19 protein-coding genes are annotated in these 19,678 nt (G+C 73.1%); 5 read left to right on the top strand and 14 right to left on the bottom strand.

Annotated features, from left to right (window positions below):
* Positions 1 to 64 precede the first annotated feature (64 nt).
* Positions 65 to 808, top strand: coding sequence for an enoyl-CoA hydratase/isomerase family protein (locus ACZ4VK_RS11340; RefSeq protein ID WP_468350925.1), 744 nt, complete (start codon positions 65 to 67; stop codon positions 806 to 808).
* A gap of 3 nt (positions 809 to 811) precedes the next feature.
* On the opposite strand, the gene ACZ4VK_RS11345 is transcribed toward ACZ4VK_RS11340, so the two are convergent.
* Both ACZ4VK_RS11345 and ACZ4VK_RS11350 read right to left on the bottom strand, forming a co-directional pair.
* Complete coding sequence (locus tag ACZ4VK_RS11345; protein WP_468350927.1) at positions 812 to 1,456, bottom strand: DJ-1/PfpI family protein; 645 nt, start codon at positions 1,454 to 1,456, stop codon at positions 812 to 814.
* A gap of 121 nt (positions 1,457 to 1,577) precedes the next feature.
* Complete coding sequence (locus ACZ4VK_RS11350; RefSeq protein ID WP_468350929.1) at positions 1,578 to 2,558, bottom strand: GlxA family transcriptional regulator; 981 nt, start codon at positions 2,556 to 2,558, stop codon at positions 1,578 to 1,580.
* Positions 2,559 to 2,681: 123 nt separating this feature from the next.
* Here ACZ4VK_RS11350 and ACZ4VK_RS11355 point away from each other — a divergent pair, with 123 nt between their 5' ends.
* Both ACZ4VK_RS11355 and ACZ4VK_RS11360 read left to right on the top strand, forming a co-directional pair.
* A complete protein-coding gene (locus ACZ4VK_RS11355) occupies positions 2,682 to 3,548 on the top strand; it encodes an SCO6745 family protein (protein WP_468350931.1) in 867 nt (288 codons plus the stop codon).
* Between the two features lie 203 nt (positions 3,549 to 3,751).
* Positions 3,752 to 6,217, top strand: a complete 2,466-nt coding sequence (locus tag ACZ4VK_RS11360) for a Tex family protein (RefSeq protein WP_468350933.1) — start codon at positions 3,752 to 3,754, stop codon at positions 6,215 to 6,217.
* Between the two features lie 64 nt (positions 6,218 to 6,281).
* Here ACZ4VK_RS11360 and ACZ4VK_RS11365 read toward each other — a convergent pair whose 3' ends face one another.
* The 7 genes from ACZ4VK_RS11365 to ACZ4VK_RS11395 all read right to left on the bottom strand — a co-directional run bounded on the left by ACZ4VK_RS11365 (position 6,282) and on the right by ACZ4VK_RS11395 (position 13,561).
* A complete protein-coding gene (locus ACZ4VK_RS11365; RefSeq protein ID WP_468350935.1) occupies positions 6,282 to 6,683 on the bottom strand; it encodes a hypothetical protein in 402 nt (133 codons plus the stop codon).
* Positions 6,680 to 7,414: a 2-phosphosulfolactate phosphatase gene (locus ACZ4VK_RS11370; RefSeq protein WP_468350936.1), complete on the bottom strand. Its 735-nt coding sequence runs from the start codon at positions 7,412 to 7,414 to the stop codon at positions 6,680 to 6,682. The genes ACZ4VK_RS11365 and ACZ4VK_RS11370 overlap by 4 nt, the downstream gene beginning before the upstream one ends.
* Entirely contained in the window at positions 7,411 to 9,051 is a 1,641-nt protein-coding gene (locus ACZ4VK_RS11375) for an ABC-F family ATP-binding cassette domain-containing protein (protein ID WP_468350938.1), read from the bottom strand. The genes ACZ4VK_RS11370 and ACZ4VK_RS11375 overlap by 4 nt, the downstream gene beginning before the upstream one ends.
* Before the next feature lie 13 nt (positions 9,052 to 9,064).
* Positions 9,065 to 9,592 (bottom strand): hypothetical protein, encoded by a 528-nt coding sequence (locus ACZ4VK_RS11380; protein ID WP_468350940.1) that lies wholly within the window; start codon positions 9,590 to 9,592, stop codon positions 9,065 to 9,067.
* A gap of 207 nt (positions 9,593 to 9,799) precedes the next feature.
* The gene (locus tag ACZ4VK_RS11385) at positions 9,800 to 10,102 is read right to left on the bottom strand and encodes a hypothetical protein (RefSeq protein WP_468350942.1); all 303 of its coding nucleotides are present in this window, start codon (positions 10,100 to 10,102) and stop codon (positions 9,800 to 9,802) included.
* A 118-nt stretch (positions 10,103 to 10,220) separates the two neighbouring features.
* Positions 10,221 to 11,528, bottom strand: coding sequence for a M14 family metallopeptidase (locus ACZ4VK_RS11390; protein WP_468350943.1), 1,308 nt, complete (start codon positions 11,526 to 11,528; stop codon positions 10,221 to 10,223).
* Positions 11,525 to 13,561 carry a Xaa-Pro dipeptidyl-peptidase gene (locus tag ACZ4VK_RS11395; protein WP_468352002.1) on the bottom strand — a complete coding sequence of 679 codons (2,037 nt, stop codon included), beginning with the start codon at positions 13,559 to 13,561 and terminating at the stop codon, positions 11,525 to 11,527. Before ACZ4VK_RS11395 ends, ACZ4VK_RS11390 begins: the two co-directional genes overlap by 4 nt.
* 231 nt (positions 13,562 to 13,792) lie before the next feature.
* Between ACZ4VK_RS11395 and ACZ4VK_RS11400 the strand changes: the two genes are divergently transcribed.
* A complete protein-coding gene (locus ACZ4VK_RS11400; RefSeq protein ID WP_468350945.1) occupies positions 13,793 to 15,331 on the top strand; it encodes a M1 family metallopeptidase in 1,539 nt (512 codons plus the stop codon).
* 77 nt (positions 15,332 to 15,408) lie between these two features.
* On the opposite strand, the gene ACZ4VK_RS11405 is transcribed toward ACZ4VK_RS11400, so the two are convergent.
* Positions 15,409 to 16,287 carry an oxygenase MpaB family protein gene (locus ACZ4VK_RS11405; protein WP_468350947.1) on the bottom strand — a complete coding sequence of 293 codons (879 nt, stop codon included), beginning with the start codon at positions 16,285 to 16,287 and terminating at the stop codon, positions 15,409 to 15,411.
* Between the two features lie 95 nt (positions 16,288 to 16,382).
* The gene (locus ACZ4VK_RS11410; RefSeq protein WP_468350949.1) at positions 16,383 to 16,871 is read right to left on the bottom strand and encodes a F0F1 ATP synthase subunit B family protein; all 489 of its coding nucleotides are present in this window, start codon (positions 16,869 to 16,871) and stop codon (positions 16,383 to 16,385) included.
* A gap of 158 nt (positions 16,872 to 17,029) precedes the next feature.
* Here ACZ4VK_RS11410 and sph point away from each other — a divergent pair, with 158 nt between their 5' ends.
* A complete protein-coding gene (gene sph, locus ACZ4VK_RS11415; RefSeq protein WP_468350951.1) occupies positions 17,030 to 18,031 on the top strand; it encodes a sphingomyelin phosphodiesterase in 1,002 nt (333 codons plus the stop codon).
* A 2-nt stretch (positions 18,032 to 18,033) separates the two neighbouring features.
* On the opposite strand, the gene ACZ4VK_RS11420 is transcribed toward sph, so the two are convergent.
* From ACZ4VK_RS11420 to ACZ4VK_RS11430, 3 genes are all read right to left on the bottom strand, one after another.
* The gene (locus ACZ4VK_RS11420; protein ID WP_468350953.1) at positions 18,034 to 18,519 is read right to left on the bottom strand and encodes a hypothetical protein; all 486 of its coding nucleotides are present in this window, start codon (positions 18,517 to 18,519) and stop codon (positions 18,034 to 18,036) included.
* A 93-nt stretch (positions 18,520 to 18,612) separates the two neighbouring features.
* Positions 18,613 to 19,095, bottom strand: a complete 483-nt coding sequence (locus ACZ4VK_RS11425; RefSeq protein WP_468350955.1) for a macro domain-containing protein — start codon at positions 19,093 to 19,095, stop codon at positions 18,613 to 18,615.
* A 79-nt stretch (positions 19,096 to 19,174) separates the two neighbouring features.
* The gene (locus ACZ4VK_RS11430) at positions 19,175 to 19,675 is read right to left on the bottom strand and encodes a dihydrofolate reductase (RefSeq protein ID WP_468350957.1); all 501 of its coding nucleotides are present in this window, start codon (positions 19,673 to 19,675) and stop codon (positions 19,175 to 19,177) included.
* Positions 19,676 to 19,678: the final 3 nt, after the last annotated feature.

The following is a 19,678-nucleotide window of genomic DNA, read 5'->3' on the forward strand; positions in this document are numbered from 1 at the left end:
GGTCCCTCCTCAGGGCGACCCCTTCCTGATCGTACGTTCGGGTACGGCGGATAGCATCCGGCCCATGGAGCCGCAGCTGAAGGTCAGCGTCACGGACGGGATCGCCACCGTCGTCATCACCAACCCCGCCAAGCGCAACGCGATGAGCGCCGGCATGTGGCGTGCCCTGCCCGGCGTACTCGACCGGCTCGCCGCCGATCCCGCCGTGCGGGTCCTGGTCCTGACGGGCGAGGGCGACACCTTCTGCGCCGGGGCCGACATCTCGGCGCTGCGGGAGCCGGGGGACGAGCAGCAGACCCTCGCGGTACGGGCCGAGGACGCCCTGGCGGCCTTCCCCAGGCCGACCCTCGCCGCCGTCCGCGGCTTCTGCGTCGGGGGCGGCAGCCAGCTCGCCGCCGCCTGCGATCTGCGGTTCGCCGAGGAGGGCGCCCGCTTCGGCGTCACCCCCTCGAAGCTCGGCATCGTCTACCCGGCCTCCTCGACCCGCAGGCTCGCCGCTCTCGTGGGGCCAGCGACCGCCAAGTACCTGCTGTTCTCCGGCGAGCTGATCGACGCCGAGCGGGCGCTGCGGACCGGGTTCGTGGACGAGCTCCACCCGGTGGGCGAGCTCGACAAGCGGGTGGCCGAGTTCGTCCGGGTGCTTGCCTCCCGCTCGCTCCTGACCCAGGCGGCCGCCAAGGAGTTCGCGGACGGGCGCCTGGACCGGGACGCCCACTGGGCCGAGCAGGCGCGCGGCAGCGGCGACACCGCGGAGGGTGTCGCCGCCTTCCTCGAGCGCCGCGCGCCCCGCTTCACGTACGGGCGCTGAGTCTCAGCCCTCCCGGGCGAGCGTCTCGACGGGCGTGCCTCGCCAGTGCGCGACGATCGCGGCCGGGGCCTTCTCGGGGGAGCCCGCGTCGTACGGCGGCTGCGGGTCGTACTCCGTGAGGAGCTGGATCGTCTGGGCGGTCTCGTCCCCGGCGATCCGGCCGATCAGGTGCAGCGCCATGTCGATGCCCGAGGAGACCCCGGCGGCCGTGACGTACTTGCCGTCGAAGACGACCCGCTCGCCGGTGGGCTCGACGCCCAGCGCCCGGAGCTCCTCGTGGGCGAGCCAGTGGGTGGTGGCGCGGCGGCCGCTCAGCAGACCGGCGGCGGCCAGGAGCAGGGAGCCCGTGCAGACCGAGGTGGTCCAGGTGCTGGTCTCGTCCGCGGTACGGAGCCAGGCCTGGATCTCCGGGTCGTTCATGGCCTGCCGTGCGTCGGGCCCGCCGGGGACGAGGACGACGTCCGGGCGCGGGACCTCGGCGAGGGTCCTGTCGGCGACGAGCGCGAGGCTGCGCTGGTCGTTGCGGACGGGGCCGGTCTCCTTGGCCACGAAGACGGTCTCGGCGCCGGGGAGGCGGGCGAGGAGCTCGTACGGCCCGACGGCGTCGAGCGTGGTGAAGCCCTGGTAGAGCAGGACGGCGATCTGCACGGTGTTTCCTTTCAGGTCGGTTCGGTGGACGGGCCCGTGTTCAGTCGGTTCGGTGACAGGCCCGTGTTCAGTCGGTTCGGTGACAGGCCCGTGTTCAGTCGGTTCGATGACGCGTGCCTGTTCAGTCGGTCCGGTGGACGGGTGCGTGGAAACGGCGGCGGTAGTCGGCGGGTGTGGTGCCGAGGGTCTTGGTGAAGGCGCGGCGCATCGCCTCCGGCGTCCCGTAGCCCGAGGCGCGGGCGACCTCCTCGACACCGCGTGAGGTCTCCTCAAGGAGCCGGCGGGCGTGTTCGAGCCGGACCCGGTCGACGTACCGGCCGGGCGGGGTGCCGGTCTCCGCGTGGAAGGCGCGGGCGAAGTGGCGGGGCGAGAGCCGGGCGCGGGCGGCGAGCGTCTCGACGGAGAGGTCCTCCTCGGGATGTTCGGTGATCCACTGCTGGAGGTCGCGCAGCGGCTCCCGGCGGGCGGTCTGGGCCGACAGCTGGGCGCTGAACTGGGCCTGGTTTCCCGGGCGGCGCAGAAAGACGACCAGGTGGCGGGCGACGGTGAGGGCCACGTCCCGGCCGAGGTCCTCCTCGACCAGGGCAAGGGCCAGGTCGATGCCCGCGGTGACCCCGGCGGAGGTGGAGAGCCGCCCGTCCCGTACGAAGATGGGGTCCGGGTCGACCTCGACCTCGGGGTAGCAGCGGGCGAGGTGGTCGCAGGCGAGCCAGTGGGTCGTCGCCCGGTGTCCGTCGAGGAGCCCGGCCTCGGCGAGGAGCAGCGCGCCGGTGCAGACGGAGACGAGCCGCCCGGCGCCCGGGGCGTGGCTGCGGAGCCAGTCGATCAGGGCGGGGTCCGGTGCCCGGGTGCCCTCGCCGCCCGGGACGAGGAGGGTGTGCGGTCCGCCGTCGGCGACGGCCTCGGCGAGCGTGGTGTCGGGGAGCAGTCGCAGCCCGCTGTGCGTACGGACGGGCCCGCCGTCCAGGGAGGCGGTGCGGAGCGCGTACGCGGACGGGTCTCCGGCGGCGCGGCCCGCCCCGGCGAACACCTCGAAGGGGCCGGTGACGTCGAGGCTCTGAACGCCGTCGAAGAGGACGACGAGGACGGGTCGCTGCGGCATGCCTCCATCCTTCGGGGCGCCGGGGGCGTCCGCAACGACGGGGAACCCACCTTTTCTGCCATCGGGAAGCTGCCTCACCGCCCGCTGTTCCCGTCGTACCGACCAGTCGGTAACGTTCGGTCCATGACGACCTCTCTCCCCCCGCGCGCCGGACGCCGCTGCCACAACGCCGTCAACACGATCCACACCACGCTCTACTTCTCGCCCGACCTGGACCGCGAGTTCGGCGGCCTCGGCATCACCGACGGCACGGCGGCGCGGCTCGCCGCGCGCAGCGCCGTCCTCGGCGCGGTCGGCGCCGGCACCGTCGCCGCGACCTTCTACAACTACAACCACGAGCTCCTCGCCCGGCATCTGCCCGCCGTCTGGGAGACCGCCTCGCCCGCGGCCGTCCTCGACGCCCGGCTGCGCACCGCCGACGCGACCCTGCGCCGGCTGCTCGGCGAGGAGACGATCGCCTCCCCCGAGATGGCCGAGGCCGCCGAACTCGCCCTGCGCGCCGCCGAGGCCTGCACGCGGCACGCCAGGCCGCTCTACTCCGCCAACGCCGACCTGCCGGTGCCGGAAGCCCCGCACCTCGCCTACTGGCACGCCGCGACCCTGCTGCGCGAGCACCGGGGCGACGGGCACCTCGCGGCCCTGCTCTCCCTCGGCCTCGACCCGATCGAGGCGGTCGTGTCGCACACGGCGACCGGCAGGGCCATGAGCCCGCGCTGGTTCCTCGGCAGCCGCGGCTGGCGGCGTGCCGACTGGGAGGCGGCGGCCGAGCGGCTGCGCGCCCGCGGCCTGCTCGATGCCGAGGGCGAGCTGACGGAGACCGGGGCCCGACTGCGGGAAGAGCTCGAGGAGGTCACGGACCGGCTGGACACCGCCCCCTACGAGCACCTCGGCGCGGCCGGGGTCGAGCGGCTCACCGGACTGGCGCGCGGCTTCGCCGCCGCGGTGTCCGCCGCGGGCGCCTTCCCCGCGGACCTGATCAGCAAGAGCTGAGCTGTTCGGCACGGGAGGGACCGATCGGCAGGGCTGAGCCGATCGACACGGACTGAGGAGATCGCCACGGGCCGAGCCGATCGGCACGCGCCGAGGCACGGTGGCCCGGCGCGCGCGTAAACGGGTCGGATGCCGCGTACGGGTGAGCGACCCGGCACAATGCACTCGCAAGCTTGAGGCACGAGAAGGCGAGTCGGGACACCGTGACGACGTCCATCGAAGCAAGGATCGCCGAGGAACTCGGCGTACGCGAGCGACAGGTGAAGGCAGCCGTCGAGCTGCTCGACGGCGGTTCCACCGTGCCGTTCATCGCGCGCTACCGCAAGGAAGCGACGGAGATGCTCGACGACGCGCAGCTGCGCACGCTCGAGGAGCGGCTGCGCTATCTGCGCGAGCTGGAGGACCGCCGGAAGGCGGTCCTCGACTCCGTACGCGAGCAGGGCAAGCTGACGGAGGAGCTGGAGGCCCGGATCCGGGCAGCCGACACCAAGGCGCGCCTGGAGGACATCTACCTGCCCTTCAAGCCGAAGCGCCGGACCAAGGCCCAGATCGCGCGCGAGGCCGGTCTCGAACCGCTGGCGGAGGGGCTGCTCGCCGACCCGTCGGTGGAGCCCTCGGCCGCCGCCGCTGCCTTCGTGGACGCGGACAAGGGCGTCGCCGACGCCGCCGCGGCCCTGGAGGGCGCGCGGGCGATCCTCGCCGAGCGGTTCTCCGAGGACGCCGACCTCATCGGCGAGCTGCGCGAGCGCATGTGGGGCCGGGGCCGGCTCGTGGCGAAGGTCCGCGAGGGCCAGGAGGAGGCGGGATCGAAGTTCGCCGACTACTTCGACTTCGCCGAGCCGTTCACGGCGCTGCCCTCGCACCGGATCCTCGCCATGCTGCGCGGCGAGAAGGAGGACGTCCTCAGCCTGGACCTGGAGCCGGAGGAACCCACGGAGGGACCTTCCTCGTACGAGGGGATCGTCGCCCACCGCTTCGGCGTGGCCGACCGGGGGCGCCCCGGGGACAAGTGGCTGCAGGACACCGTCCGCTGGGCGTGGCGGACCCGCATCCTCGTCCACCTCGGGATCGATCTGCGGCTGCGGCTCCGGACGGCCGCCGAGGACGAGGCGGTCCGGGTCTTCGCGGCGAACCTGCGCGATCTGCTGCTCGCCGCGCCGGCCGGCACCCGGGCGACGCTCGGCCTCGACCCCGGCTTCCGTACGGGCGTGAAGGTCGCCGTGGTCGACGCCACCGGCAAGGTCGTGGCCACCGACACGATCTATCCGCACGTGCCCGCCAACAAGTGGGACCAGGCGCTGGACAGGCTGGCGCGCCTCGCGAAGGAGCACGCGGTCGAGCTGATCGCGATCGGCAACGGCACGGCCTCCCGCGAGACGGACAAGCTGGCGGCCGAACTCCTCGCGAAGCACCCCGAGTTGAATCTGACCAAGGTGATGGTCTCGGAGGCGGGCGCCTCGGTCTACTCGGCCTCCGCGTTCGCCTCGCAGGAACTCCCCGGCCTCGACGTGTCGTTGCGCGGTGCCGTGTCCATCGCCAGGCGGCTCCAGGACCCGCTGGCGGAGCTGGTGAAGATCGACCCGAAGTCCATCGGCGTCGGCCAGTACCAGCACGACCTGGCCGAGGTGAAGCTCTCGCGCTCCCTCGACGCGGTCGTCGAGGACTGTGTGAACGGCGTCGGCGTCGACGTCAACACGGCCTCCGCGCCGCTCCTTTCGCGGGTCTCGGGCATCAGCTCCGGCCTCGCCGAGAACATCGTCGCGCACCGGGACGCCAACGGCCCCTTCCGCTCCCGCCGGGCGCTCAAGGACGTGGCCAGGCTCGGCCCGAAGGCGTACGAGCAGTGCGCGGGCTTCCTCCGCATCCGGGGCGGCGACGACCCGCTGGACTCCTCGTCGGTGCACCCCGAGGCGTACCCGGTGGTGCGCCGGATGGTGAAGGCGACGGGCGGCGAGGTCGCGGCGCTCATCGGTGACACGGGCACGCTGCGCTCGCTGCGGGCGGACGACTTCGTCGACGAGACCTTCGGTCTGCCGACGGTGACGGACATCCTGCGCGAGCTGGAGAAGCCGGGCCGCGACCCGCGTCCGGCGTTCAGGACGGCCACCTTCAAGGACGGCGTCGAGAAGATCGGCGACCTGGAGTCCGGCATGGTCCTCGAAGGGGTCGTCACCAACGTGGCCGCCTTCGGGGCGTTCGTGGACATCGGTGTGCACCAGGACGGTCTGGTCCACGTGTCGGCGATGTCGAAGAACTTCGTCAAGGACCCTCGCGACGTGGTGAAGCCCGGCGACGTGGTCAAGGTCAAGGTCCAGGACGTGGACATCCCGCGCAAGCGGATCTCACTGACGCTGCGGCTCGACGACCGGCCGGGCGCGGAGGCCCCGGAGGGGGCACCCGGGCGCGAGCGGGGCGAGCGCTCCGGGCGGCCGCCGCAGCAGCGGCAGGGCGGCGGCGGCCGGGGCGAGCGCGGGAACCGGGGCGGGCAGCCCGAGCGGGGCCGCGACAACCGGGGCGGCGGCGGCCAGGGCGACCGGAACGGCCGGGGCGGACAGCCCGAGCGCGGCGGCCGTGACCGGTCCTCCGCGCCCGCGCCCGCGAACAGCGCGATGGCCGACGCCCTGCGCAAGGCCGGACTCCTGGGCGAGGGCGGCGGCAAGCGCCGCTGACCCTCCTGTGTGACACGAGGCCACAGCCCGGCGGGCTGTGGCCTCGTCACGGGGGTCTTCGGTCCTACGGCAGGAAGCGCATGGCCCAGTCGGCGCGGTGGGCGACGGAGAGGTCGTCGTCGTCCGTGAGGGGCTGGAGCCGGGCGCGGGCCGTCCCGGGGTCCGCCTGGACCAGGTCGACGATCTCGGCGGCCAGGCCGTCCTGGTCGTCACCGAGGTCGACGGCGGAGGCGCGGATCAGCGCGGGAAGGGCTTCCGGGCCGCCGATGGCGGCGAGGACACCGCCGAGGAGTTCACGGGCGTAGGCGTTCCGTTCGGCCAGGGCGCGGTCCAGCTCCGCCTGGAGGCGCGGCAGCAGACCGGCGTCGCCCGAGGCCGCGATCTCGTCGGCGAGGTCGATCGTCTCGTCGACGTCCGCGTCCAGATCGTCCAGCATCTCGGTCAGCCGGGTCAGTAGGTCGGTCATGGTGCCTCCTGGAAAGCGCCGTCCACGAGGACGGGGACGGCCGTCGAGCCGTCGACCTCCGCGGCCACGGCCACGTCCTGCGGAAAGCCGTACGCGTACAGTTCACGGCCCGATGCGCAGCCGTGCAAGGCGGCGACCGGGTCCTCCGTGGCCGACCACAGCGTGGCCGCCGCGGTCGCCTCCGGGGTCAGGGTGTGCGTCCCCGCGAGGGCGGAGAGCACCGCTCCCGCGCCGAGCAGGTCTTCGAGCGCCGGGCGCAGCGAGCCGTCGGGCCACCGCTCGCCGGAGGCGATGACCGCGATCGGGCGGTCCGCCGTGCCGTAGCCCCGGTCGGTGAGCCGGCGGGCGACGGCCGAGTGGTTGCGCAGCGAGGCGGCGATGACGGTCGCGCCGCACGAGGCCGCCTCGGCCGCGATCGTGGAGCCGTTCGGGGACGGCAGGACGAGACGGTCGGGCCAGGGTACGGGCGCCGCGCGCAGAGCGGCCGGGGAGAGCGTCCACGGGTGCGCCTCGGTGGCCTCGCTCCGGCCGACGGCGAGGACGGCGTCCCGCTCCCGTGCGTACGCGAGGGCCGTGGCGTCCCGCCAGGGGTACGGAAGGACGGCGGTGCCGCCCTCGACGGCGACGCCCACGGCCGTGGTGAAGGACAGCACGTCCACGACGACCACGCAGGCGGCCGAGGCGGCGAGGACCCGTGCTTCGACGGGCCCCCAGCCGAAGGAGACCGTCATCGGAGTTCGGTCACCTTGCCGTCGGCGACCTCGATGCGACGGGTGGTGCGGACCGCGTCGAGCATCCGCCGGTCGTGGGTGACGAGCAGCAGGGTGCCGGTGTACGAGTCGAGCGCGGACTCCAGCTGCTCGATGGCCGGCAGGTCCAGGTGGTTGGTCGGCTCGTCGAGGACGAGCAGGTTCACGCCACGGCCCTGGAGCAGGGCGAGGGCGGCGCGGGTCCGCTCGCCCGGGGAGAGCGTGGTCGCGGGCCGCATCACATGGACGGCCTTGAGGCCGAACTTGGCGAGCAGGGTACGGACCTCGGCGGGCTCCGTCTCGGGCACGGCCGCGCAGAACGCCTCCAGGAGCGTCTCCGTACCGTGGAAGAGCTTCCGCGCCTGGTCGACCTCGCCGACGACGACGCCCGAGCCGAGGACCGCGTCTCCCTCGTCCAGCGGCAGCCGGCCGAGGAGGGCGGCGAGCAGGGTCGACTTCCCGGCGCCGTTGGCCCCGGTCACGGCGACCCGGTCGGCCCAGTCGATCTGCAGGGTGACCGGGCCGAAGGAGAAGTCGCCGCGGCGCACCTCGGCCTCGCGCAGGGTCGCGACGACCGAGCCGGAGCGCGGCGCGGCCGCGATCTCCATGCGCAGCTCCCACTCCTTGCGGGGCTCGTCGACGACGTCGAGGCGTTCGATCATGCGCTGCGTCTGGCGGGCCTTGGCCGCCTGCTTCTCGCTGGCCTCGCTGCGCGCGTTGCGTCCGAGCTTGTCGCCGTCGGTGGCCTTGCGGCGGGCGTTCCTGACGCCCTTGTCCATCCAGGACCGCTGCATGTGGCCGCGCGCTTCGAGGGCCGCCTTCTTGCCGGCGTACTCCTCGAAGTCCTCGCGGGCGTGCCGCCTGGCCCTGTCCCGCTCGTCCAGGTACGCCTCGTAGCCGCCGCCGTACAGCGTGATCTGCTGCTGGGCGAGATCCAGTTCGAGGACCTTGGTGACGGTACGGGTGAGGAACTCGCGGTCGTGGCTGATCACGACCGTCCCGGCCCGCAGCCCCTTCACGAAGGACTCCAGGCGCTCCAGGCCCTCGAGGTCCAGGTCGTTCGTGGGTTCGTCGAGCAGGAAGACGTCGTAGCGGGAGAGGAGGAGCGAGGCGAGACCGGCGCGGGCGGCCTGGCCGCCGGAGAGGGCGGTCATCGGCTGGTCGAGGCCGACGGTGAGGCCGAGGGAGTCGGCGACCTCCTCGGCGCGCTCGTCGAGGTCGGCGCCGCCGAGGTTCAGCCAGCTCTCCAGGGTGGCGGCGTACGCGTCGTCGGCGCCGGGCGTGCCGTCGACGAGGCCCTGGGTGGCCTCGTCCATGGCCGCCTGGGCGGCGGCGACGCCGGTGCGCCGGGCGAGGAACTCGCGCACGGTCTCCCCCGCGCGCCGCTCCGGCTCCTGCGGGAGGTGGCCGACGGCGGCGGTGGGCGGGGAGAGCCGGAGCTCGCCCTCCTCCGGGGTGTCGATCCCGGCGAGCAGCCGCAGCAGGGTCGACTTGCCGGCGCCGTTGACACCGACGAGGCCGATCACGTCGCCGGGCGCGACGACGAGGTCGAGCGCGGCGAAGAGGGTGCGTTCGCCGTGGCCGGCGGCGAGGTCCTTGGCGACGAGGGTTGCAGTCATCAGGGAACGAATCCTAGGCGACGGAAGTATCGGGCCTCTGGCTCGGGGCGTGGGGCTCCGTCCCCAGGCGCAGCAGGACGGCCCGGTAGCGGGCTCCGTGGAAGCGGTACGGGCCGACGCCGGGGTATCCCTCGCGCGCCGGGTCCGTGAGGGGGCCGGTCTGCCAGGCGAAGTCGCGCCAGATGATGTCCGCGCCGTCCTCGGCGGACTCGCCGTTCCCGCCCGCGCGCTCGACGACGGCGGTGACCGCTCCGCAGCCGGGGTCCTCGCAGTCGGGGCAGGAGTAGATCACCTGGCGGCCGCCCGCGAGCGAGGGCGTGGGGTCGAGGAGCCGTCGGACGTGCTCGGCGCGGAGGGCGGGCGGGAGGTCGGCCGCCAGGGGCGAGACCGCGCCGTCGGCCTCGTGGAGCCGGTGCAGCAGTGCTCTGCCGTCGACGACGAGATCGACGTCGTCGGGCCGGGGACGGGGGAAGCCGCCCGGAAGGAGACCGTCCGGGAGGACGGCGGGGGCGAGGTCGAGGGTCGTGTACGCGGCCGGCATGCCGCAAGCATTCCCCGGTCAGGGGCCCTGTTCCATGGCTGATCCGTCCCGGAAATGTCCCGGTCCCGGTACGGACCGGTCGGGAGAGCGAGGTGATGGTGGTGGCGGGCGCGGCCGCGGGTGGTTACGGCCGGGAACGGACATGCGGCGGGTACGACCGCGGGGCGGGTGCGGTCCTCTCGGACCGGACCCGCCCCGCGTGCTTCGCTACTTCCAGAGCGGCGGGCGGTTGTTGTTCTCCGCGTCGGCGCACTGGCGGGCGCGCCGCTCCAGAGCGTCGGAGCGGGCGAGGGCCTTGCGGGCCTCCGTCGTGGCGCCGAGGCGCTTGAGCTGGGCGGCCCTGTCGCGCTCCTTGCGGGCTTCGGTGCGCAGCTTGTTGACATTGCAGGTGACGGTGGCGGCGGACGCCGGTTCGGCGGTCACCGTCTGGCCGATCAGCACGCTTCCGGCGAGCAGCGTCGTGGCGATCAGGGCCGGCAGGACGCGGCGCGCGGGCTTCGTGAAACGCATGGTGGTTCTCCAACTTCCAGGCCGTGGGGACCTGTTCGAGGCATGGTCAGTACCAGTGGGTAACTTTACACCGGCAAACCATGGGGTCCCGCGCTTTCGGCCCGGCGGCACGCCACCGTCAACACTCCTCCACAGGACTCCCACTGACGAGGTGATAGGTGGCCCGCGCGTCCAGGAGCAGCGGGACGAGCGCGCGCTGCGACTGGCTCAGCGGTACGAACACCCCCGCCCCCTCCGGCCGGACGGTGACGCCGTGCAGGGCGAGCTCGTCGCCCGCCTCCGCGTACTGTCCGGAGTCGAGCCGGTACCCGCACGGCGGGTCGGCGATGATCTCCCCCGGCTCCGGCGGATCGTTGTCGGCGCCCCCGAGGAAGACCGGTCCCCGGTCGGCGAATCCGGCGTGCCGGGCCGCGGCGGTGGCGGCCTTGAGCGGTCCGCGGCGCTCCTCGACATAGGTGAAGGCGCCTTCGAGGGCGGCGCGTTGGGTGGCGACCCGACGCCGGTGGTTGCGCGCCGGATCGTTCTGCTCGGCCTCGTCGAAGGCGTCCACGCGGGTCTCGACGAGCAGGCCGGCCGCGTGCTTGATGCCGGCCGTGTTGCGCAGGATCCGCTCCTGGCCGTCTCCGGCGACCTGCTTGAGCGGCTTGCCGGTGAGGGGGTCGGTCCAGATGCCGTAGATGCCGCTGCTGTATCCGGCGAGTCCGGCGGCGGGCCGGACGTAGCTCTCGGAGAGGGTCCGGGACTCGTCGTGGACGTGCGGATCGGCGTCGAGGCTGCGGGGCCAGAGGGCGAGCAGGTCCTTGTCGTAGTACCGGGGGGTGGCCCCGTACTCGTGCAGGTCGTAGACGAGTTCGGGGCGCCGGTCGCGGATCACGGCGGCGACGGCCCGCGCCTCGGCGGTCCGCAGCGCGATGTGGTCGCGGTTGACGTCGACCCCGTCGCCGTTGCCCCGGGTGTCGGCCTCCCGCCCGTCGGGATTGGCGGTCGGCACGACGAGAAGCGTCGTACGGGCGAGGAAGCGCCGGGTCTCCCGGTCCCGGGCGTCGGCGAGGTCCCGCACGGTGCTCAGACAGGCCTCGCGGCCCGCCGGTTCGTCGCCGTGCTGGCTGCAGACGAGCAGCACGGTGGTGCGGCCCGTACCGAGGGTGGCGAGCCGGATCGGGCGGCCCTGCGCGGTGGTGCCGATCCGGCGCAGCGACACCCGCTCGCTCGCCCGGTCGACGGCCGCGAGGAAGTCGCTCTCCTCGGTCTCGGTGGTCCACCGGGCGCCCCCGCTCGTCTCGAACCCGGTGCGCGGGAGCGGCTTCGCGGGAGCGCTGTCCGCCGCCTTGGCCGGGACGGTGACGAGCGGCAGGGCGAGGGCGGCGGCGGCCGCGACGAGGCCGAGGGCTCGCCGCGAACCGCGCTGTGCGGTGAGGGGGTTCATCGGGCGGCTCCCGCTCCCGGGAGACGCGGACCCGTGACGGCGACCGGCGGTTCGGCACCGCTCAGGGACGGTACGGCGGTGGGCGAGGGCACGACCGGGTGCGGGCCCGAGGTGGCCCGGGCGAAGGCCGGGGCGCCTCCGACCAGCGGCACCTTCGCCCAGGTGCGGGCGAGGTCGAGAGTCAGGGTCGGGGTGGTGGACGGGGGGTCGAGCAGGTCCTTGTCGGTACCGCCGACGATCAGCGCGAGCCGGTGTCCCGCCGGGACGACATGGTCGGTGGACGCGAGGTCCAGGGTCATCGTGTACGCCCTGCCGGGGGTCAGCGGCCGCTCCTTGCCCGGGTCGGCCCAGGTGCCGAGATCGGCCCAGCCCCGGCTGACGACCGTGTACCCGACGTCGGCCGTACGGGCCTCGGTCTCCTTGAAGCAGGCGCTGTCACCCAGGGTGCTCGCACCCCAGCAACTGCGGTCGGCGAGGGTGGTGATCCCCTCGCCGGGGGCACCGTAGTCGCGGATGGTGTCGGGCCCGAGGTCGACGAGGACGGCGGAGAGATGTGCGGTGGCGGTCGTCGGGGTGGCGGTGACCGTCACCTTCGAGGAGCCGGAGATCCGCAGGTCACGGGAGAGGGGGCGGGTGACGAACCCGGCCTTCTCGGGGGTGGCGGTGTCGATCCGGGCCGCCCAGTCGAGCTCGCCGAGGGCCGGGTCGTCGGTGAAGGTCGCGCGGGAACCGGCGGCGGCGGGGACACGGCCGAGGACGCCCGGGCCCGCCTCGGCACCGGGGGCGGGGCGCAGGGTGGTGGTGGCGGTGGTGCGCGGCGGCCAGTGCCGGTCGGTGGTCCAGCGGTCCGGGGCGCGCTCGATGTCGGCGACCGGCTCGCGGTCGATGCCGTTGTCGTGGCCGAGGAGGTAGTGGTCGAACCAGCGGTGCAGGGTCCGGACCCAGTCGGCGCGCCGGAAGTCGAAGGGGTCGACGTGGCCGGTCTGGGAGAGCCAGATCTTCCGCTCGACGCCATGGGCGGCGAGCGCGTCCCACCACCGGCCGAACTGTCCGGCCCGCACGTTGAGGTCCTGCTGCCCGTGCACGACGAAGACGCTGGCCTTGACCTTCCCCGCGTCCCGTACGTGGTCGCGCTCGGTCCAGGCCGGGGTCCAGTCGCCGCTGTAGGGGGTGCCGGCGGCGACACGGTCCTGGACGGCGCCGCAGCGGGCCCGCGCCTCGGGGCTGTTGACGTACTCGGAGAGCCAGCTCGGGTTGGCGTTGTAGAGGGGGGCTCCCTGGGAGTGGAAGTAGTCGTACCAGGAGGAGATGGCGCCGATCGGGACGATCGTTCTCAGCCCTTCGACGCCGGTGGCGGCGACGCCGTTGGCGACGGTGCCGTCCCAGCTCTTGCCGATCATGCCGACGTTCCCGGTGGTCCAGGTGGTGGCGCGGGCGCGGGTGTCGCCCGTACGGGAGGTGTAGCCACGGGCCCGGCCGTTCAGCCAGTCGACGACGGCCTTGGCCGACTGGACGTCGGAGCGCCCGCCGACGTCGTCGCAGCCGTCGGAGCGGTTGGTGCCCGCGAGGTCGACGGCGGCGAAGGCGTAGCCCCGGGGGACGAAGAAGTTGTCGTAGAAGAGCGGGAACCGGACCGGGTTCCCGTCGGCGTCGTAGGTCTTCCTCTGGCTCTCGTTGCCGCGCCCGCAGCAGGCGTAGTACGGGCTGGCGTCCATGATGACCGGGACCTTCCGGCCGGCCGCCGCGGTCTCACGGGGGCGGACGATGTCGACGGCGACCCGGTCCGCGCGCCCGTCGCCGTCGCCGTCGAGTCCGGTGTCGACCCAGACGGACTCACGGATGGCGTCGGCGTACGAGTGGACGGGCCGGGACTCCCGCACGGGCGGCGCGGAGGAGGCTTCCCACGCTGCGGGCGCGGCCGGCTCCGGCCGCGCTCCCGCGGGCGTGACCAGGGTCGCGAGCAGGGCGGCGGTGGCCGCGGCCACGAGGGTTCCGTACGGCAGTCGGGCTCCGCGGGGTCTCCGCATTCGCATCGGCATGGGCGGGAACGTACCCCGGTCAACTCCCGTGCAAAAGAGTGCCCGAGGGAATCAGGGGGGATTCGGGGTGACCCCGGAGAGGGAAGTGTTCGTATCGGCCGAATGGCGATCGTGTGACAGGGGGTCCTCTGGACGTGACGGTGCGTCGGGCAGCTGAATAGTGTCCGGACCAAGGACCGACGACCACCCGCGCGTCTTACGTTTCTTATGACTTGGGGAGCACCTGTGCACCGCAGAATCATCGTTCCGAGCGCCCTCGCGGCCTCCCTGCTGCTGGCGATCCCGGCATCGGCGGCCGACTTCGTGCCCGGGGCGTCCGGCATCGGCGACTCCTACTACCCCGCCAGCGGCAACGGCGGCTACGACGTCTCCCACTACGACCTGCGGCTGAAGTACCAGCCCGCGACCGACCTGCTCGAAGGTACGGCGACGATCCTCGCCACGACGAAGCAGAACCTGTCCCGGTTCAACCTCGACCTGGGCCTGGCCGTCAGCGAGGTCCGGGTCAACGGCCGCCCGGCGACGTTCACCGCCTCGGGCGCCCACGAGCTGGAGGTGACCCCGGCAGTCCCGCTGGAGCGGAACAAGACGGTTTCGGTCGTCGTCCGCTACGCGGGCAAGCCCTCCGAGGTGAAGGTCGACGGCTGGACGGCCTGGGCCCGCACCCCGGACGGCGGAGTCGCCGCGCAGGAGCCGGATTCGGCCGTCTGGTGGTTCCCGTCCAACGACCACCCGCTCGACAAGGCCACCTTCGACGTCTCCGTCTCGGTGCCGGACGGCCACCAGGCCATCAGCAACGGCGTGCTGCAGTCGCAGTCCTCGCGGCTCGGCTGGACCCGCTTCAACTGGCGCTCCAACAAGCCGCAGGCGACGTATCTGGCCACGCTCGCCGTCGGCAGGTTCGACATCACGACGGACAGGACGGCGAACGGACTGCCGGTCCTCAACGCGTACAGCAAGGACCTCGGCGACAACGACGGGGCGGCACGCGCCTCCATCGAGCGCACGACCGAGGTCGCGGAGTGGCTGGAGTCGCTCTTCGGGCCGTACCCCTTCAACTCCCTCGGCGGGTACGTGCCGAACGTGACCAGCGGTTTCGCCCTGGAGACGCAGACCCGGCCGTTCTACAGCCCGCGGCAGTTCGCCAACGGCGCGAACGTGTCGGTGGTCGTCCACGAACTGGCCCACCAGTGGTACGGCGACAGCGTCTCCGTCCGCGACTGGAAGGACATCTGGGTCAACGAGGGCTTCGCCCGCTACAGCCAGTGGCTGTGGTCGGAGAAGGAGGGCGAGGGCAGCGCCCAGGAGCTGGCGGACCACGTGTACGCCATCCGGACGGCGGAGGACCCGTTCTGGACGGTGAAGCCGGGTGACCCGGGCCCGGAGAACCAGTTCCACATCGCCGTCTACGACCGGGGCGCGCTGGCGCTCCAGGCCCTGCGCAACGAGATCGGCGACGAGGACTTCTTCGCGATCCTGAAGGGCTGGCCGCAGGAGTTCGCCTACGGCAACGCGCGGGTCTCCGACTTCGTCCGGTACGCCGAGCGGGTCTCCGGCAAGCCGCTGGCCGGGCTCTTCGACACCTGGCTGTACACGCCGTCGAAGCCGTCCGCGTCGACGGCGGCCGCGGCGGGTCTGTCCGCTCCGGCCGCGGGGCCGGCGGCGCGAGCGACGGTGCGGACGCAGCCGGTGGCGCCGAAGTCATGGAAGAAGATCGCGGAGACGAACACGATCCACGAGACCGGGGAGCGCCACACGCACTGACGGGTACGAGGAGCGGGACCGCGCGGCCGACCCGGCCGTGCGGTCACCGGAGCCGCACGGTCACCCCGGCCGGTCCGTCAGCGTCGCGACGCGTGGCGGGCCGCCTCGCGTGCCTTCCTCGCCAGGGGCAGATAGCGCAGCCGTTCCGGCAGGACCGGGACGACGGTGCGGACGACCCGGGCGAAGCGGCGCAGGGCGCGCTCCTGCTCCGCCGTCCACTCAAGACCGATGGCCTCCCGGGCGTCCGGCGGCATCAGGCCGACCGTGAGGAAGGCCCGCAGTCGCAGGAACGGGCGGCGCAGGACGGGCCAGAGCAGCCGCAGGGCGAACCGGAGCGGCAGCGGGCCCCGGTCGGGGGCGGGCACCGGCTGGTCGGGGTCGAGCAGCTCCCGGACGACGACGGTCGCCTCCAGCTCCTCCGCCAGGACCTTCCGGTAGTACGGCCAGAACTCCTCGATCGTCTGTGGCATGTCACGGTCGTGGATGCCGAGGATCCGGCCGACCTGGAGCCACTCGGCGTACAGCTGCCGCTCCTGCGCCTCGGTGAGGGGGCGGGCGAGGAGCCGGAGCCCCCAGGTGTAGACGGGGAAGCCGGTCGCGTGCACCCAGGAGTAGTAGGCGGGGGTGAGGGCGTGGTAGCGGCGCCCGTGGGCGTCGGTGCCCTGGATGGTGCGGTGCAGCTCCCGCAGGCGGCGCCCTTCCCGTGCGGCGTCCTCGCCTCCGTAGATCCACAGCTGGAGGGAGCGCAGGGAGCGCTCGCCGCGGCCCCAGGGGTCCGTCCGGAAGACGGAGTGCGCGTCCACCCCGGCGCCGATCGCGGGGTGCGCGACCTGCATCGTGAGGGCGGCGGGCAGCATCAGGAGGGCCCGGATGTCGCCGGCGACGCTCCACAGCACTCCGCCGACGGGGGGCGGGACGGGGTCGGCGGCGGGGCGGTCGGGCTGCGCGTGTTCCATGGGGTTCTCCTCACCCTCCAGGCTGCCACCCACGACGAAGGGGCCGGCACCCGGGTCCTGTGGTCCCGGTGACGGCCCCTTGCGAGGAGTACGGATCAGGCGCGGTCGGCGCCGACCGGCTCGCCGACGATACGGGCGGCGAGGGCGTGGGCCCAGGCGTCGACGTCCGCGGTGAGCTCGCGCTCGGCGGCGGCGCGCTCGGCGGCGATCTTCTCGGCACCGGCGGCGAGGATCGCCTCGCGCTCGGCGTTGCCCTCGGCGCGGGCGGCGGCGATGGCGACCGAGCCCTCCTCGACGGCCTTGGAGCGGATGCGGGCGGCCTCGTGACGGGCCTCGGCGAGCTCCGCCTCGTACTGCTCACGGATCTGCGTGGCCTCGGAGCGCAGGTCGTCGGCGCGCTCGGTGCCGCCGTCGATGGCGTCCTCGCGCTCGTCGAGGGTCCGACGGATCTTCGGCAGGATGCCCTTCGCCAGGATGAGGAAGGTGAGTCCGAACAGCACCAGGCCGAGGATGAGCTCTGCCCAGACGGGGTTGAGCGGACCGAGGTCCATCTTGAAGATCGTTGAGTTGCTCGCGAGGGTCATGCGCGCATTCTACCTGGACGGAAACACCACAAATCAGACATGGGTCAGAGAGTTGGCGTGCTTGTGCGAGCTCGGCAAGATTCCCGGCACCCAGAGGCTACCGGAAGGTAACCACGGCTGATTGTATGTGCGGCGCCAGGTCAACCCCCCACACCCTCATGGGAGTTCACGTGTCGTTCGCCGCGTTCCGCCGTACCCCCGGCGCCGCCCTTTCCCTCGCGCTCGCCGCGGCCACCCTGGCGGCGACCGCGCCGGGCGCGACCGCCGCCTCCGCGACGGCCGCCGAGACCCCGCGCCTGAAGGTGCTTTCCTATAACGCGTTCCTGTTCTCGAAGTCGCTGTACCCGAACTGGGGCCAGGACCACCGGGCCAAGGCGATTCCCGCCGCCTCCTTCTTCCAGGGGCAGGACGTCGTCGTCCTCCAGGAGGCCTTCGACAACGCCGCGTCGGACGCGCTCAAGGCGAACGCCGCCGCGCAGTACCCGCACCAGACGCCCGTGATCGGCCGGAGCAAGAGCGGCTGGGACGCCACCGGCGGCGCGTACTCCACGACCACGCCCGAGGACGGCGGAGTGACGATCCTCAGCAAGTGGCCGATCGTCCGCAAGGAGCAGTACGTCTACAAGGACGCCTGCGGCGCCGACTGGTACTCGAACAAGGGCTTCGCGTACGCCGTCCTCGATGTGAACGGCAGCCGGGTCCATGTCGTCGGCACCCACGCCCAGTCCACCGACCCGGGATGCTCGGCAGGCGAGGCGGCGCAGATGCGCAGCCGCCAGTTCAAGGCGATGGACGCCTTCCTCGACGCCAAGAACATCCCGGCGAACGAGCAGGTGATCGTCGCGGGCGACATGAACGTCGACTCGCACACGTCCGAGTACGGCACGATGCTCGCGGACGCGGGCCTGGCCGGTGCCGACGCCCGCACGGGCCACCCGTACTCCTTCGACACCGACCTGAACTCGATCGCCTCCGAGCGCTACCCGGACGACCCGCGCGAGGACCTCGACTACGTCCTCCACCGGGCCGGGAACGCCCGCCCCGCCGGCTGGACCAACCATGTGATCCTGGAGGAGAGCTCCCCCTGGACGGTCTCCAGCTGGGGCACGCGGTACACGTACACCAACCTCTCCGACCACTACCCGGTCACCGGGTTCTGACCTCAGTACCCGTACCCGCCGAAGAGGCTGTAGAGCCAGGCACCGAGCACCCCGGCGACACAGAGCAGCACGACGACGGAGCCCAGGCTCGTGTGTCGCGCCCTGCGGGGCCGGCCGGGTCGGGCGGCACGCGCCGCCCGACCCGGCCTGCTCCGCTTCCCGGGCGTCGCCGCGCGCGGGGCGGAGGCCGGCTCGGCGACCGCGGCGACGTCGGCGAGCAGCCGGCGGCAGACCGTCGCGAGCTCAGCCGTCCCGGCCGTCAGATCGACGACCACCTCGGTCCTGGCCGGGGCGGTGGTCCCGCCGTCGAGAAGCCGCCCCGCACGCAGCAGCGCCTGGTCCTTGCCCCCGGTCGGACCGAGGCTGATCCAGCGCCGCACGTGCTCGCCCCGTATCACCACACCGCCGCCCCGCTCCCGATAGACGGTGTGCTCCCGCCACAGGACTCCGGCCAATTCGTGGGCCGTCTCCCTGAGTTGCGTGTACATCTGACTCCCCTGTTCCCATTCCCCCGGTCCGAACAGCCGCAGACTCTAGCCGTCACCCGTCGAACCGCCGATCACACCCCGGCCACGCGCCCCTTACGCACCGAAGTCGTACACGCTGACCGGTATCCCCCGCGCCACGAGCCGACGCACGATCAGAGGCTCGACCCGCTCCCAGGATCCCCCGGCGAGCCCACAGCCGATGCGCGGCATGTGGACGGAGGCCCCCAGCTCGGCCGCCCTGTCGGCGAGCAGCCCGAGCGCGGCGTCGATCGCCTCGTACCGCACGGGCACGCCGCTGCTGCGACCGGTGCGTATCCCCCGCTGCCCCACCAGATTCGCCACCCAGACGTACGGCTCGACCTGGACGAGCTGGACGGCGCCGAGGCCGAAGTCGTTCCGCGAGCGCTCGCGGTGCCACCGCCGGTAGGCCGCCTCCGGCTCGCTCCAGCGGCGCGAGACCGCCACGACGAAGCCCTTGCCCCAGCCGCCCATGTCGTTGCAGACATGGGCGATGATCTTGACGCCCTTGGCCTGCGGCGAGGTGGCGTCCCCCTGGACGTACGTGATGCCGGTCATGTCGATCACGCTACGCCGCGCCACTGACAGCGCGGCCCCGCCGGAAGGTTCGTCGGCGGGGCTGTCTGTGGAGTGGGGTTTATGGGCGGGTGTACCGGCGGATGCGGTAGCGGAGGGTCGTTGTCGAGTGGTGCCAGTCCGTGTCGGCGGTGAGCTGCCACGTCGGGTCGAGCGGTGGGGCGTAGGTGTCGCCCGTCACCGGGGCGTCGACCTCCGTCACCGACAGGGTTCTGGCGTACGGGAGGGCCGCGCGGTAGATCTCGCCGCCGCCGATCACCCAGGCCGCGCCCGTCGGCTCCGGGGAGTCCGCCGCCAGGGCGAGGGCCGTGTCGATGGATCCGGCGCGCTCCGCGCCCTCGGCCGTCCAGTGCGGGTCACGCGTCACCACGATGTTCCGCCGGCCGGTGAGCGGACGGAAACGCGCGGGCAGCGAGTCCCAGGTCTTGCGTCCCATGATCACGGGGTGGCCGAGGGTCGTGGCCTTGAAGTGGGCCATGTCCTCGGGGAGGCGCCACGGGATCGCGTTGCCCGCCCCGATCACCCCCTCGGGGGTCTGCGCCCAGATCAGTCCGATGTCCATGCC

Source organism: Streptomyces sp. NPDC028711 (assembly GCF_055565415.1).

Excerpts from the sequence above, each read along its gene's own strand:
- ACZ4VK_RS11340 (WP_468350925.1), top strand. The coding sequence starts at position 65 with ATGGAGCCGCAGCTGAAGGTCAGCGTCACGGACGGGATCGCCACCGTC.
- ACZ4VK_RS11350 (WP_468350929.1), bottom strand. The coding sequence starts at position 2,558 with ATGCCGCAGCGACCCGTCCTCGTCGTCCTCTTCGACGGCGTTCAGAGC.
- ACZ4VK_RS11355 (WP_468350931.1), top strand. The coding sequence starts at position 2,682 with ATGACGACCTCTCTCCCCCCGCGCGCCGGACGCCGCTGCCACAACGCC.
- ACZ4VK_RS11365 (WP_468350935.1), bottom strand. The coding sequence starts at position 6,683 with ATGACCGACCTACTGACCCGGCTGACCGAGATGCTGGACGATCTGGAC.
- ACZ4VK_RS11370 (WP_468350936.1), bottom strand. The coding sequence starts at position 7,414 with ATGACGGTCTCCTTCGGCTGGGGGCCCGTCGAAGCACGGGTCCTCGCC.
- ACZ4VK_RS11375 (WP_468350938.1), bottom strand. The coding sequence starts at position 9,051 with ATGACTGCAACCCTCGTCGCCAAGGACCTCGCCGCCGGCCACGGCGAA.
- ACZ4VK_RS11380 (WP_468350940.1), bottom strand. The coding sequence starts at position 9,592 with ATGCCGGCCGCGTACACGACCCTCGACCTCGCCCCCGCCGTCCTCCCG.
- ACZ4VK_RS11385 (WP_468350942.1), bottom strand. The coding sequence starts at position 10,102 with ATGCGTTTCACGAAGCCCGCGCGCCGCGTCCTGCCGGCCCTGATCGCC.
- ACZ4VK_RS11390 (WP_468350943.1), bottom strand. The coding sequence starts at position 11,528 with ATGAACCCCCTCACCGCACAGCGCGGTTCGCGGCGAGCCCTCGGCCTC.
- ACZ4VK_RS11395 (WP_468352002.1), bottom strand. The coding sequence starts at position 13,561 with ATGCGAATGCGGAGACCCCGCGGAGCCCGACTGCCGTACGGAACCCTC.
- ACZ4VK_RS11405 (WP_468350947.1), bottom strand. The coding sequence starts at position 16,287 with ATGGAACACGCGCAGCCCGACCGCCCCGCCGCCGACCCCGTCCCGCCC.
- ACZ4VK_RS11410 (WP_468350949.1), bottom strand. The coding sequence starts at position 16,871 with ATGACCCTCGCGAGCAACTCAACGATCTTCAAGATGGACCTCGGTCCG.
- sph (WP_468350951.1), top strand. The coding sequence starts at position 17,030 with ATGGGAGTTCACGTGTCGTTCGCCGCGTTCCGCCGTACCCCCGGCGCC.
- ACZ4VK_RS11420 (WP_468350953.1), bottom strand. The coding sequence starts at position 18,519 with ATGTACACGCAACTCAGGGAGACGGCCCACGAATTGGCCGGAGTCCTG.
- ACZ4VK_RS11425 (WP_468350955.1), bottom strand. The coding sequence starts at position 19,095 with ATGACCGGCATCACGTACGTCCAGGGGGACGCCACCTCGCCGCAGGCC.
- ACZ4VK_RS11430 (WP_468350957.1), bottom strand. The coding sequence starts at position 19,675 with ATGGACATCGGACTGATCTGGGCGCAGACCCCCGAGGGGGTGATCGGG.